Source organism: Marinovum sp., from assembly GCF_048263515.1.
Lineage (GTDB): Bacteria > Pseudomonadota > Alphaproteobacteria > Rhodobacterales > Rhodobacteraceae > Marinovum.
This window is the reverse complement of sequence record NZ_JBLXEC010000001.1, coordinates 389,756-403,917: the sequence shown is the minus strand read 5'-3', so window position 1 is coordinate 403,917 and position 14,162 is coordinate 389,756. Positions and strand designations below refer to the sequence as shown.

The following is a 14,162-nucleotide window of genomic DNA, read 5'->3' as shown; positions in this document are numbered from 1 at the left end:
GTTGAAATCGCCGCCGGCCCAGGCCAGCGCCTGCATTTTAAGCACAACCGTGGTGACCGGATTGGAAACGAAAGACACTGATCATGACGAAGCTGACCCATCCACTCGCTCCCGGCCTCGAGAGCCCTGCGACCAACAAGGCCGCTACACTGTCGGAACAGGCCTATGCGGCGATCTCGGCCATGATCGAACAGCGCAGGCTGGTATCCGGGCAGGCTGTGGTGGAACAGCAATTGGCCAATGAGCTTGGCGTTTCCAGGACCCCCCTGCGCCAGGCCCTGCAGAAGCTGGAGGCCGAGGGCGTCCTGATCAAATCTGCCAGCCGATCCTACCACGTGCGCAAGGTCGAACTGCGCGAGTACCTGCAAAGCCTGAAGGTTCGAAAATTGCTGGAAAGCGAGGCCGCCGCACTTTGCGTGGATCGCATAGATCTCAAGGCCCTCCAGAAAGCCCGCGACACCCTGCATGCAGTGAAGACACAAGAGCCCTACGACCTGCGCGCGCATTGGCGCTCGGACGATGAGGTGCACGGGCTCTTCATCGAGAATTGCGGCAACAAGGTCATGACCGACCTGATGCACGCCCTGCGCTCCGGCACCAAAATGTTCGAAATCGACCGCCTTTCAGAACGGCTGGAACCCGATTCACGCCAGCACGAGAGGATTCTCGATGCATTGGAGGCGCGCGATCCAAAAGCCGCGCGCAAGTCGGCGGCCGATCACATCCAATCGCTCTTTCAGTTCGCAATCGACACCGTCAGCTGAGCACATCGGCCCAGGCCCGCCGTGTCATCGGCGGCGCACGATCCGGCCCGGCCGGACGTAGCCGGCCCCGAAGCACGCGCTTCGGCGGATTGGGCCGCCGGTAGTCTGCATCGACGCTCGCCCCGCCCATGCCCTGCCCGAGATGATCGGGCGTTTCCACACCGATCTGGCTGCCCTGACCAACGACAGAAGACCGGCATCTCACGCACGCGCGCCCATCGATAAGATCGCGCGCGTTCTGCGGCGATCGAAATCAACCATCCACCGCGAGATGATCTGAGACCGCCTCAACGCGACGCCGCGGAAACGCCTCGGATGGAAGACTCCCCCGAAACCTCCGGCCGGCCCGTCTCAGACATACACACGTCTGCAACTTCCGAGCTGGGATCTCGAAAAACGAGGCCGCTGCCCTTATTGTGCCACATTTCTCGGAAATGTTGCCAAAGGCGAAACAATTCAACTTTTTCAACGCAAAAGACCCAGTAGTCCGGATGGCATATCAACTCACAGTCTATGGCTGGTCCCTTTTCACGCTGCCCGGCGGCATTCCGATGTCGGACATCGAGGGGGACAGTCACGCCAATGACCCCAACAGCCCTGACTACACCAGCACCGCGCCGACCTGGATCGGCGAGACCTTCACCTTCAATGGCGGTCCCGGCGTCGATCTCGTGGTCAACGACGACGATGCCTACTTCGAAGACGCCTATGTCGAGACCGGCGGCGCGCAGACCCTGGCGCAGGCCGTCACCATCAACGGCGTCACCTATGCGGCCGGTTCGACAATCCAGAACGAGTTCTCGATGGTCGATGGCGCCGGGAACGAAGTCTGGATCCTTCGGATCAACGACACCAACGTCGGTTTTGTCTATGCCGCCAACAATCAGCCGGCGGCGGGCGAGAGTTTCACCGGAACCGCCGGCAGGGACGGTGACCCGGCAGACAGCGGTGACGGCGTTGCCTCGGCCGAGCCCTATCAGACCATGGACACCCGCGACGGCATCGTCTCGGGCACTGCCGGCAATGACAGCATCGACGCGGCCTATACCGGCGATCCTGACGGCGACCAGATCGACGATGGCTTTGGCGGCGGTCCCAGCGGCAATGCCAACGTCGTCTATGCCGGCGACGGCGATGACACCGTCGTGGCGGGGCATGGTGACGACAGCGTTTTCGGCGAGGCCGGCAACGATTTCCTGCAGGGCCAGGCCGGGAACGACTATCTGGATGGCGGCGCTGGCAATGACGTTATCCTCGGCGGCATCGGCGACGATGTCCTCTTTGGCAATACCGGCAATGACACGCTTTACGGTGAGGCCGGCAACGACACTGTCAGCGGCGGCGACGGCAACGACGTGCTGTATTTCGGCGCCGGAAACGACTCTCTGCTGGGCGGGGCCGGGTCGGACCAGTTCATCGCCGTCACCGGTTTCGGCCATGACACCATCGTCGGCGGCGAGCTCGGGGCCGATACGGACTATCTCGACTTCCGGGCGCTGACCGACAGCGTCACACTGACCTTCGGCGGGTTCGAGGCCGGCTCGGCGAACTCCGTCGGGCATACGGTCGACTTCACTGAAATCGAGAATTTCTGGCTGACAAACCAGGCCGACGGCGTCGATGGCTCTGCCAACACCGGTTACATGGGCGTTGCCGCCGGCGCCGGCAATGACACCGTCCTCGGCGGGTCCGGCAGCGACAGCCTGTTCGGTCAGGACGGCAATGACAGCCTGTCCGGCCAGGGCGGCAATGATACCATCGATGGCGGGCTTGGCAGCGACTCGATCCTCGGCGGCACCGGCGACGACAGCCTCTCTGGCGGCAGTGGCAGCGACCTGATCGAAGGCGGTGACGGCGCCGACACGATCCACGGTGGCGACGACAACGATACGCTTTACGGCCAGGCGGGCAACGACTCGATGTCTGGCGGCAATGGCTCGGACTGGATGTCCGGCGGCTTTGGGAACGATGTCATCGACGGCGGAACCGGCAACGACACGATCGCCGGCGGGGCCGGCAACGATACGCTTTACGGCGGCGCGGGGCACGACAGCATCAACGGCGGCGACGGCGATGATGTCGTCTATACCGGGACCGGTGCCGACACCGTCGAGACCGGCGACGGCAGCGACACGATCTATCTCGACGACGATGACAATGGCCTGTCCAACACCCTGACCGATTCCGGCCTGACCGGCATCGACAGCATCATCCTGGCGACAGGCGCCGGCACCTACCGCATCCAGGGCAGCTTTTCCGCCGCGACCGGCTTCGAGATCATCGACGGCAGCGGTGCCACCGGCGATATCCTCTCGACCAACGATGCCGTCGCCCACTTCGACTTTACCGGCGTCACGCTTGTTGGCGTCGACCAGATCGCCGGCACCGGTGGCAACGACACGATCACCGGCTCGGCCGCGGCCGACCTGATCACCGGCGGGCTCGGCAACGATTCCCTCGCCGGCGGCGATGGCAACGACACGCTGAACGGCGAGGCCGGCGACGACACGCTTCTTGGCGGCGGCGGCACCGACCTGCTGCAGGGTGGCGACGGGGCTGACCATTTCGAAGGCGGCGCCGGCAACGACACGTTCTATGGCGGAGCCGGCAACGACACGATCTACGGCGACGGCGGCGCCGACTTTATCCGCGCCGGCACCGGCAACGACCACGTCTTTGCCGGTGCTGACAACGACACCATCGACGGCGGCGATGGCAACGACACGCTCTATGGCGGTCAGGGCAGCGACCTGATCTCCGGCGGTATCGGCAACGATGTCCTGCATGGCGATGACTTTTCGACCAGCGGCGGCAACGACACGCTGATCGGCGGCGAGGGCGACGACACCTTCCACGGCAATGCCGGCGACGACGTGCTGACCGGCGGGGCCGGCAACGACTTCTTCCAGATCTCCGACGGCCACGACACCATCACCGACTTCAACTTCGGCAACACCGGCGGGTTGGGTGACGGCAACATCTTCAACAACGACTACCTGCATCTCGCCGAGTATTACGACAGCCTCGACGAGTTGCGCGCCGACCAGGCCGACGATGGCATCCTGAACCAGTCGAACGCCTTCGATACCGAAGGCCGGGCGGTTGATTACTCCGACAATACCCAGTTCGGCACGCGGTCGATGACCGTTCAGGGCGCGACGGCCGACAGCTATTCCTACGACAACACCGGAATCGTCTGCTTTGCTGCCGGCACCCGCATCCTGACGCCGCGCGGCGAGGTTCCTGTCGAGTCCCTCACGCCCGGCGATCTGGTCATCACCCTCGACCGTGGCTTGCAGCCGCTGCTCTGGATCGGCAAGCGGCATGTCGGCCAGGCGGAACTGCAGGACAATGCCAGACTGCGCCCGGTCCTGATCCAGCAAGGAGCGCTCGGAAACCGGCGTGACCTGCTGGTCTCGCGGCAGCACGGAATGATGCTGGGGTCTGATCACCTGGTGCGCGCCATTCATCTGACCGACACGGCCAAGGGCGTTCGGATTGCCCGCGGCAAACGCGAGGTGACCTATGTCCATCTGCTCTTCGCGCGGCACGAGGTGGTCTTTGCCGAAGGCATTCCCAGCGAGAGCTTCTACCCGGGGCCGAATGCGTTGAACGTCATGTCGCCTTATGCCCGGGCCGAGCTCTTCCGGCACATCCCCGGCCTCGCCGGGCAGGCCTCCCTGCCCGACCGGTCCCGGGTGGAAGCCGTCTATGGTCCCACCGCCCGTCCTTTCGCCAAGCGCGCAGAGATCGCGGGGCTCGGCGCGGTTCCGGCGCTCGGACCGACGGCTTGGGGACCAATCGCGCGGGCTGGGTGAGCCACCGGTGAGCCGGCCATGGCGGTCCTTTCAACTGTGCCGGGAACTCGTTTTTCCAGCAGCCAATCCTTGAACCCACGAGGCCGCGTATTTCGACGTGCTTGCTGAACGCAACACCCTTAAAATATCTTGATTGCAAGACACCGGCCGGGGTGGTCCCGAAAAGGATGATGGAGGAAATCGGCCGACGTTCCCGCGGCGTCGACGATCTGGCGGAGGCGATAGGGCTGCAGGGCATCTCGCCAACTTCGTGCGGCTGGCCCATACTGCCCGCAGGCACCGACATTCAGAGCGAGGGTTCGGCTTGACGTCACTGCGCAACAACTCGATGGACCGCGGCATCACGGTGCTTGAGGTTCTGGCGGCGGGGGGCGGGATGTCCCTGGCGCAGCTGCACAAAGAGACCGGCATTCCAAAGACCCCGCTGCGGCGCCTGTTGAACACCATGGTCGACCGGCGTTTCGTGCGCCGGTCCGTCGCCGATGGCCGGTATCGCGCCAACATCCTGATCCCGCGTTGGCACAATCCGGATTTCCTGCCGCATCTTTCCGATCTGTCCGACCTGATCATGCCCAGTGCACTGGCACTGACGGAAAAGATCGAATGGCCAACCGACATCCACATGATGGGCTACGGCTGCATGACCATGGTGGACAGTACCCGCAAGCTCAGCCCGTTCCAGCTCTATGTCGGCAACATCAACATTCCGATCAACATCTTCGGATCGGCCTCGGGGATCGCCTGCCTGTCGCAGCTGTCGCGCGAGGCGGTCGAAGACGTCATGGACCTGCGCGCCAATGATGCGCTCTACGGGTTGGGGAGGTTCGGTCTGTCACGCACGGAGTACTTCGCCATCCTCGATCGCGCCCGTGAGGCAGGCTACGGCAGCCGCCTGCCGAATTACATCGGCGAAGCGGGCTCCGATGACGGCCTTGCAGGCATGGCCGTACCCTTTCGCAAGCAAAACCGAGTGATCGGTGCCGCCGTGGTCATGTACCTCAAGAAGCACAAGAAACCCGAGGACTTCGCGCGCGACAACCTTCAGGCTCTTTCCGAAACCGCGCAGCGGATCACTGAAGCCCTCGACCGCGCCTGACCGCGCGTCGCGCGCAATGGTACCGGCAAGAGCGTGCCTCTCAGAGGCACGCTTCATGGATTCCCGTTAGCAAACAGACCCGCCCCCTGTAGACCGTCCGGCAACCGATGCGGCGCCCCCTCGCCTGAAGGGATCGCCGCAAACGGAACATCGGTCGGTGTGCGGAGGAGGAACGCAATGACCACGGGAGGACATCAACTCGTCGGGCCGTTTGGTCAGGCATCCGCAGGCAGACGCGGCAAGGGCATGGGGGTTCCCCTGTTCGACGGCGCCTCGGCCTCGCAGCGCCGGATGCGCCGCCCCCTCGCCACCGAGACACGGAACACACCCTATCGCAACCAAGAGGATTGTCAGCCATGAAGGCCATCGTTGTCATGTTCGACACACTTAGCCGCCGTTACCTGCCGAACTACGGCAACGACTGGGTGCACGCACCCAACTTCAAACGGCTCGGCGAGCGGTCCGTGACCTTTGACAAAGCCTATGTCGGCTCGATGCCCTGCATGCCGGCGCGGCGTGACTATCAGACCGGGCGGCCCAATTTCCTGCACCGCAGCTGGGGTCCGATGGAGCCGTTCGACGACAGCATGCCCAGAATGCTGAGCGATGCCGGGGTCCACACTCATATCTCAACCGATCACAACCACTATTTCGAGGATGGCGGGCTCAACTATCACACGCAGTTCACCACCTGGACCTACTGGCGTGGCCAGGAAGGCGATCCCTGGATCGGCGACCTGAGGGAACCGCAAATCCCCGAACGCACCTTCGGCAAGAACGGTCTCTATTCCAACGCCAAGCTCTACGACAACTACACCAAGGTCTATTCCGAGCTCGACGAGGCGACGCTGCAACGCCGGCGCTACCTGGTCCGGCAGGACTGGATCAACCGCCAGTTCCTGAACGTCGAAGAGAACTTTCCCCAGGCCAGAACCTTCAAGGACGGGCTGAAGTTCATCGACCGCAATGCCGACGAAGACAACTGGATGCTGCACATCGAAACCTTCGATCCGCATGAGCCCTTCTACACGCTCGATCGCTACAAGGAGCTCTATGCCGAGCACTACCGCAGCTACGAAGGGCCTTTCTACGACTGGCCGATGTATGAAAAGAGCGACAAGCATCCCGACGAGGTCGCCCACCTCAAGATCGAATACGCGGCGCTGATCAGCATGTGCGACGAGTACCTCGGCAAGGTGCTCGACATGATGGACGAGAAGAACCTCTGGGACGATACCATGCTGATCGTCTGGACAGACCACGGCTTCCTGATGGGCGAGCATGACTGGTGGGGCAAGATGTCGATGCCGATGTACCAGGAGGTGGCCCATACGCCGTTCTTCATCTGGGATCCGCGCAGCGGCAAGCGTGGCGAACGGCGCGACGCACTGGTGCAGCCCTCGCTCGACCTCGCGCCGACCTTGCTGCGGTTTTTCGGCCAGGAGCCGACCGAGCGGATGACCGGCCAAGACCTTGCGGGGGTGGTGCAGGACGACACGCCGGTGCGCGACATGGCGATCTTTGGCAATCACGGCGGCCATGTGAACATCACCGACGGAAGGTACGTCTACATGAAGGCGCCGGCAAACACCGACAACCAGCCGCTTCATCAGTACACCCTGATGCCGACACACATGCGAAGCTTCTTTGCGGTCAAGGATTTCCACGACATGGAACTGGCCGAGCCCTTCCCCTTCACCAAGGGCGCCCGGACGATGAAGATCTCCAACACCAGCTGGGTCACCCATGACCGCCGTTTCGACACCATGCTCTGGGACACCGAGGCGGACCCCGGACAGGAGAACGAGCTGCAGAACGCGGAACTGGAAGCGCAGCTGCAGCGCGGCATGGTCCGCCTGATGGAGGAATGCCACGCGCCGGACGAGCAATACGAGCGACTGGGACTTGTGCACCTGCGCTGCCGGGAAGAGGCTGCGCCGGATCTTGAACTGAGCATCGGAGGATAAGCAAATGGCGGCTGGTCGGAGCAGAACGACGTCGGACATCGTGATCGGCATGGCGGTTCTACTCGCCGCCGCGGCGATGTATTTCCACACCTTTTCCGATCGGTACGACAGCGGGCCGCTGTATGGCGACGTGTCCACCGTGTTTGTCCCCAGGGTGATCCTGATCGCCCTGGGAACCCTGGCGGCGGGACTGGCCCTGCGCGGCGCGCTGCGCCCGGCCGGTCCGGCGGGACGGGACCTGAACTGGTCCCGGATCATCCTGACCTTCGCTGCCGCCTCGGCGATGTCGCTCGGCGCCTATCTGCTGGGCTACTGGATCGCCATGCCGCTGGGCGTTTTCCTGACCGGTCTCGCCATCGGCTATCCGCGCAAGGCCGTGCTGGCCGCTGTCAGCCTCGCGGCCACTGCCCTCGTCTGGTTTGCCCTCGGCTACCTGGCGCGGGTGTCACTCCCCCAAGGCCAGCTGTTCTGAGGAGACCGTCATGATCGAACATCTTCCCTATGCATTCTCCATCGCGCTGGGCTGGCAGGTGCTCGCCGCCATGGCCATCGGCACTGTCGCCGGGATCATCATCGGCGGTCTGCCGGGGCTCGGCACGGTGCTGGGGCTGGTGATCGCGCTGCCCTTCACCTTCTCGATGGAGCCGGCCACTGCCATCGCGCTCCTGCTGGCGCTCTATGTCAGCTCGATCTACGGCGGGTCGATCTCGGCCATCCTGATCAACGTGCCCGGCACGCCACAATCGGCCGCCTCGGTGCTCGACGGCTATCCGATGTCGCAGAAGGGCAAGGGCGACCTGGCCCTGGGATACGCCACCATCGCCTCGTTTGTGGGCGGGGTGGTCTCGCTGGTCGTGCTGATCATCTTTGCCCCGCAGCTGGCCAGGTTCGCGCTGAGCTTTGGCCCGATCGAGACCTTCGCGCTGATCCTGTTCGCTCTGACAACCGTGGCCGGGGTCTCGGCCGACGACATGCTCAAGGGTCTGATCGCCACGCTGATCGGCCTGTTCCTGTCGCTGATCGGACCGGACGAGATGACCGGCCAGATCCGTTTCGATTTCGACAACCTGTTCCTCGCCGCGGGGCTGAGCGCGATCCCGCTGCTGATCGGGATCTTCGCGATCTCGGAAGTGCTGTTCCAGGCCGGGATCGCGACCGACAGCGGCAAGGCCACGGTGATCAAGGGCGGCTTCCGCCTGCCCTCCTGGGCCGACTGGAAACCCCGCCTCGTCACGCTGCTGCGCAGCTGCGGCATCGGCAGCATGATCGGCGTGCTGCCCGGCACCGGCGCCACCGCGGCCACCTTCGTCAGCTATGCCGACGCCAAGCGCCGCGCGCCCAACCCCGAGGACTTCGGCCAGGGCGAGCCCAGCGGTCTGATCGCCTCCGAGGCCTCCAACAACGCGGTCAGCGGCGGGGCCATGGTGCCGATGCTGTCGCTGGGCATCCCCGGCGATGCCGGCACCGCGGTGATGCTGGGCGCGCTGGCGATCCACAACATCGCCCCCGGTGCGCAGCTCTTTCAGGGTCAGCCGCACACGGTCGCGCTGATCTTCGTGCTGCTCTTCGTGGCGAACATCTTCATGCTGGTGTTCGGCGCGGCCGGCGCCAGCCTTTATTCACGGGTCCTGCAGGTGCCGGTGACGCTGCTGATGCCGGTGGTGCTGCTGCTCTGTACGGTGGGGACCTATGCGGCGCGCTCGAACCCGATCGACCTGGTGGTAATGCTGGTTCTTGGTCTCGCGGGCTTTGTCATGCGGCTGAACCGGTTCCCGCTGGCGCCGATCATCATCGGCTTCATCCTCGGTGCGCCGCTGGAACGCGCCCTGCGCCAGGGGCTGATCCTGACCGACACCAATATTCTCGCCTTCTTCGAGAAACCGATCGCGCTCGTCCTGTTCATCGTGACCGGCCTGATCCTGCTGAACCTCATGGGTCTTGGCAGGCTGGCGCGCCGGGCCTTCGGCCGCAAGGCGCCCCACAACGCTCTTTAATTCGTATCCTGAGGAGGAGACATCATGCGAAGCAAGCCCATCAAGACCCTGGCCCTTTCGGCAGCATTGCTGACCGCCGGTTTGCAGCCGGCCGCGGCGGAATACCCCGAAAAACCGATCAACATGGTCGTCAACTACGGCGCCGGCGGCTCCACCGACACCTCGGCCCGGGTCCTCGTCGATGCGATGAAATCCGCGCTCGACAGCGAGATCTTCGTCTCCAACGTGACCGGCGCCGGTGGCACCGTGGGCACCGCTCACGCCGCGACCGCCAAGGCAGACGGCTACACCCTGCTCTATTCCCCGATCGGCCCGCTGACCGTGCAGCCGCATCTGCGCCGTCTGTCCTACGGCGAGGAAGACCTGATACCGGTCTGCAGCGTGACGCAAAACCCGCTGGCCGTCATGGTGGCCCCCGACAGCCCCTATCAGAGCGTGCAGGACCTGATCGACGCCGCCAAGGCCGGTGAAGAGATCGTGGCCGTCGGTCCCGCGCCGGGCTCGATCCCGCATATCGCTCAGGCGACGATTGCCAGCCTGAACGGTGTCGCGTTCAAGTACCTGCCCGTCGGCGGCGGCCCTGACCAGTCCAAGGCCATTCTGGGCGGCGATGCGACGGTGGCAACGGACCTGACCTCGACCGCGATCCTCTTCGGCCTGCGTCCGATTGCCGTCATTGCGGATGCGCGGATCGACGGCTTCGATGTGCCGACCATGGCGGAGCTGGGGTTCGATGTGCCGATCAAGAGCTGGTACGGCGTTTTCGCTCCCAAGGGCACCTCTGAAGCGGTGGTGGAACGGCTGTCCGCCGCCTGCGCCACGGCGACGCAGGACCCCGTGTTCCTGGACAAGATGGACGGGATGAACTTCTACGTGAAATACCGCGACCACAAGACCTTCGCGGAATTCTTCAAGTCGGAATACAGCGGCAACAAGCAGCTGCTCGATCTGATCGGCATCAAGATGAACTGATCGCGCCCGCGATACCCGGACCCGGACGCGATCCGGGCCGGTTCCGAACGGCACCCCGCCAGGGCCGCCGTCGCGCATACCACACGCAAACCCGCATCCTGAGGAGGAGACATCATGCGAAGCAAGACCATCACGACCCTGGCCCTTTCGGCAGCATTGCTGACCGCCGGCCTGCAGCCCGCCGCCGCGGAATTCCCCGAGAAACCGATCAACATGATCGTCAATTACGGCGCCGGCGGCTCAACCGACACCTCGGCCCGGATCCTCGTCGATGCGATGAAATCCGCGCTCGACAGCGAGATCTTCGTGACCAACGTGACCGGCGCCGGTGGCACCGTGGGCACCGCTCAGGCGGCCGCTGCCAAGGCTGACGGCTACACGCTCCTCTATTCCCCGATCGGTCCGGTCACGGTGCAGCCGCACCTGCGCCGCCTGTCCTATGGCGAAGAAGACCTCGTGCCGGTCTGCGGGCTGACCCAGAACCCGATGGCCATCATGGTGGCACCGGACAGCCCCTATCAGAGCGTGCAGGACCTGATCGATGCTGCCAAGGCAGGCGAAAAGATCGTGGCGGTCGGCCCCGCGCCGGGCTCGATCCCGCATATCGCACAGGCCGCGATTGCCAGCCTGCATGGTGTCGAGTTCAAGTATCTCCCGGTCGGTGGCGGCCCTGACCAGTCCAAGGCCATCCTGGGCGGCGATGCGACGGTGGCGATGGATCTGACCTCGACCGCGATCCTCTTTGGCCTGCGCCCGATCGCCGTCTTCGCGGACGAACGGATCGAAGGCTTCGACGTTCCCACCGTGGCGGAACTCGGGCTCGATGTACCGGTCAAGATCTGGCACGGCGTCTTTGCGCCCAAGGGCACGCCCGCGGCCGTCGTCGAGCGGCTCTCTGCCGCCTGCGGTACCGCGGCCCAAGCCCCTGAACTGCTTGAGAAGATGGACGGCATGAATTTCTACGTGAAGTACCGCGACCACGCGGCCTTCGCCGAGTTCTTCAAGGCAGAATACAGCGGCAACAAGCAGCTGCTCGACCTGATCGGCATCAAGATGAACTGATCGCGCCCGCGATCCCGGCCCCGACGCCACCGGGCGTCCGGGCCACCCTGCGCTGCGAAACGCAGCCCTCCCAGAAGGAACCGAGACCATGGACCTGGACCTCAGCCACCCCTGCATCGAAGACCTGCGCCAGCGCGCCAAAAAGCGCATTCCCAAGTTCATCTTCGAGTATCTCGACAGCGCCACCGGCCGCGAGCTCGGGCTGAAGATCAACCGCGAGGCGCTTGATGCCATCGGCTTCATGCCGGGCATTCTGGAGGGCCGGGTCGAGGCCGATATGAAGACGACCTTCCTTGGCCAGACCTTCGATGCGCCCTTCGGCATCGCACCCGTGGGCATGTCGGGCCTGATCTGGGCCGGCGCCGAGCGGCACCTCGCCAAGGCCGCCGTCGCGCACAATATCCCCTATTCGCTGTCCAGCGTCGCCGTGGCCTCGCCCGAGGACGTGGCGCCTTATATCGGCGACAACGGCTGGTTCCAATTCTACCCGGTCAGCTCGCCCGAAATCCGGCGCAAGATGCTGCCGCGGATCAAGGCGGCGGGCTTCGACACGCTGATTTTCACCGTCGACGTGCCCGAGGAAAGCCGGCGCGAGCGCCAGCGCCGCGCCAATCTGACGGTGCCTCCCAGGATCGACCTCGCGACGGTGACCTCGATGGCGGCCCACCCGGCCTGGTGTCTGGCGCATCTGCGCGAAGGCATCGTGCCGCGGATGCGCTTCTTCGACGATTACATCTCGCAGCGCGGGCGCGAGAGCTTTACCCATGCCGGCCGGCTCATCCGCGGCGTGCCCGACTGGAACAGCCTGCGGGAGTTGCGCAAGGAGTGGGACGGCAAGCTGATCGTCAAGGGCGTGATGCGGCCAGAGGATGCCCTGCGCCTGACCGAGGAAGGCGCGGACGCCATCTGGGTCTCCAACCATTCCGGCCGCCAGTTCGAAGCGGGCCCCGCCGTGATCGACCAGCTTCCCCTGATCCGCGCCGCCGTGGGACCTGACGTGCCGCTGATCTACGACTCCGGCGTGAACTGGGGGCTCGACGTGATGCGCGCGCTGGCGATGGGCGCGAACTTCGTGATGCTCGGCCGCGCCTTCCAGTATGCCGTCGCGGCCTTCGGACCCAAGGGCATCGACCACGCGATCCACATCCTTCGCGCCGATATCCAGGCCAACATGAGCCAACTCGGTACCGGCGATCTCTCCCGACTGCCGGACTATCTGCTGAAACGCCCTGTCCCGCAGTCGAGTGCTCCGCCGGCAGTCCTCAGCAAGGCGTCCTGACAGGACAGGCTCGGCCGATACCCCATTGCAGCTTGGAAGCCAGCCGGACAAGGACGCAAACCAAGCGCCCCTCCCCAAGTGCGACCTGACTGCCCCTGTGTCCCGTCTCACGGGACATAGGGCTTGGCTATGGCGACATGCCGCGATTGTATTTCTCAAATGTCCCTCCGACCGTCATCATGCCGGCAGCATGCCACTTCTGTGGCGCGCACCCTGCCTGAAGCAGGTGCCCTGACCCATCGGGAACCCTTCCCTCGCCTGAAACGACGTGTCCCCGGGCACGCCCAGTCGCGCGGTTGTCCGCGCTCGACCAACGAAAGCCTATCGCCAGATGAAACTTGCCGCAGTCACCAACGAAGTCGCGCCGCTGACCGAAGCCGGAACGCTCGACACGATCCTCAGAACCGCCGTTGATCACGGCATAACGCTCTTCGAGGCGCGCACCGTCGAGGGCAAACGCTTTCCGCTGCTCTCCGGCCAGGCCTGGGAGGTGCTGAAAGGCGCCAGGCAGAACTACGGCATTTCCTACTCCGCTGCCTCCGCCGGCAATTTCATCGGCGTCCAGGTTGGCAGTGACCTGATCGACCTGCACAAGGGTGCGCTCTGGGCGATGAGCATGGACATGGTCGAAAAGCTCGGCACCAACACGCTGATCACCTTTGCCCCGCAGCGCAGTGCCGCCGCCGATGCGGATGAGTTTGACCAAGTGGTCACACTTCTGGCCGAGGTGGCCGACAGCGCCGCCGCGCGTGGGATCGACGTGCAACTGGAAAACCTGCCAGGGACCTGGGCTGACACCAGTGATGCCTGTCTTGCCCTTCTCGAGGCGGTGGATCGCAGGAGCTTTGGCTATGTCTGGGACACCGGCAACCTCTACGAGGCCGAGAAAGAGACCTTCGAGGCCGGTTTCGAAAAGCTCAAACCCTATATCCGCAACGTGCATCTGAAGGATGGCCGGTTCATCGACGGCAAGATGACCTGGCAGCATTACGGGACCGGGGTGACCAACGTCAAAGGCCAGATCGAAGCGCTGAAAGCCATCGGCTACGACGGCACTCTCGCGCTCGAGGCGGCGCGGATTCCGCACCGCGAGGGCGACTTCGAGGCGTCGCTCGGCTACCTGCGGACCATCCTGTAAGAGGCGTGGCCCGGGGTAGCCCGGGTTCGCCCTCACGACGACCTGAACGCGGCGGGGGGTTTCCCCGCCGCT

General features: G+C 64.4%; 10 protein-coding genes. All 10 read left to right on the top strand.

Going from position 1 to position 14,162, the window contains the following annotated elements:
- The first annotated feature begins 83 nt into the window (after positions 1–83).
- The 10 genes from ACN0SE_RS01905 (at position 84) to ACN0SE_RS01860 (ending at position 14,090) form a co-directional block, all read left to right on the top strand.
- A complete protein-coding gene (locus tag ACN0SE_RS01905; protein ID WP_417522779.1) occupies positions 84–764 on the top strand; it encodes a GntR family transcriptional regulator in 681 nt (226 codons plus the stop codon).
- 491 nt (positions 765–1,255) lie between these two features.
- A complete protein-coding gene (locus tag ACN0SE_RS01900; RefSeq protein ID WP_417522778.1) occupies positions 1,256–4,582 on the top strand; it encodes a Hint domain-containing protein in 3,327 nt (1,108 codons plus the stop codon).
- 304 nt (positions 4,583–4,886) lie between these two features.
- Positions 4,887–5,678, top strand: coding sequence for a helix-turn-helix domain-containing protein (locus ACN0SE_RS01895; RefSeq protein WP_417522777.1), 792 nt, complete (start codon positions 4,887–4,889; stop codon positions 5,676–5,678).
- Positions 5,679–6,034: 356 nt separating this feature from the next.
- Complete coding sequence (locus tag ACN0SE_RS01890; RefSeq protein ID WP_417522776.1) at positions 6,035–7,645, top strand: sulfatase; 1,611 nt, start codon at positions 6,035–6,037, stop codon at positions 7,643–7,645.
- 49 nt (positions 7,646–7,694) lie between these two features.
- A complete protein-coding gene (locus ACN0SE_RS01885; protein ID WP_417522775.1) occupies positions 7,695–8,117 on the top strand; it encodes a hypothetical protein in 423 nt (140 codons plus the stop codon).
- 10 nt (positions 8,118–8,127) lie between these two features.
- Entirely contained in the window at positions 8,128–9,639 is a 1,512-nt protein-coding gene (locus ACN0SE_RS01880) for a tripartite tricarboxylate transporter permease (protein ID WP_417522774.1), read from the top strand.
- Positions 9,640–9,663: 24 nt separating this feature from the next.
- Complete coding sequence (locus tag ACN0SE_RS01875) at positions 9,664–10,611, top strand: Bug family tripartite tricarboxylate transporter substrate binding protein (RefSeq protein WP_417522773.1); 948 nt, start codon at positions 9,664–9,666, stop codon at positions 10,609–10,611.
- A gap of 114 nt (positions 10,612–10,725) precedes the next feature.
- Positions 10,726–11,673, top strand: coding sequence for a tripartite tricarboxylate transporter substrate binding protein (locus tag ACN0SE_RS01870; RefSeq protein ID WP_417522772.1), 948 nt, complete (start codon positions 10,726–10,728; stop codon positions 11,671–11,673).
- Between the two features lie 88 nt (positions 11,674–11,761).
- A complete protein-coding gene (locus ACN0SE_RS01865; RefSeq protein ID WP_417522771.1) occupies positions 11,762–12,952 on the top strand; it encodes an alpha-hydroxy acid oxidase in 1,191 nt (396 codons plus the stop codon).
- Between the two features lie 331 nt (positions 12,953–13,283).
- Positions 13,284–14,090, top strand: a complete 807-nt coding sequence (locus ACN0SE_RS01860) for a sugar phosphate isomerase/epimerase family protein (RefSeq protein WP_417522770.1) — start codon at positions 13,284–13,286, stop codon at positions 14,088–14,090.
- Positions 14,091–14,162 lie beyond the last annotated feature (72 nt).

Coding starts and splice junctions, on each gene's coding strand:
- ACN0SE_RS01905 (WP_417522779.1), top strand. CDS start 84: ATGACGAAGCTGACCCATCCACTCGCTCCCGGCCTCGAGAGCCCTGCG.
- ACN0SE_RS01900 (WP_417522778.1), top strand. CDS start 1,256: ATGGCATATCAACTCACAGTCTATGGCTGGTCCCTTTTCACGCTGCCC.
- ACN0SE_RS01890 (WP_417522776.1), top strand. CDS start 6,035: ATGAAGGCCATCGTTGTCATGTTCGACACACTTAGCCGCCGTTACCTG.
- ACN0SE_RS01885 (WP_417522775.1), top strand. CDS start 7,695: ATGGCGGTTCTACTCGCCGCCGCGGCGATGTATTTCCACACCTTTTCC.
- ACN0SE_RS01880 (WP_417522774.1), top strand. CDS start 8,128: ATGATCGAACATCTTCCCTATGCATTCTCCATCGCGCTGGGCTGGCAG.
- ACN0SE_RS01875 (WP_417522773.1), top strand. CDS start 9,664: ATGCGAAGCAAGCCCATCAAGACCCTGGCCCTTTCGGCAGCATTGCTG.
- ACN0SE_RS01870 (WP_417522772.1), top strand. CDS start 10,726: ATGCGAAGCAAGACCATCACGACCCTGGCCCTTTCGGCAGCATTGCTG.
- ACN0SE_RS01865 (WP_417522771.1), top strand. CDS start 11,762: ATGGACCTGGACCTCAGCCACCCCTGCATCGAAGACCTGCGCCAGCGC.
- ACN0SE_RS01860 (WP_417522770.1), top strand. CDS start 13,284: ATGAAACTTGCCGCAGTCACCAACGAAGTCGCGCCGCTGACCGAAGCC.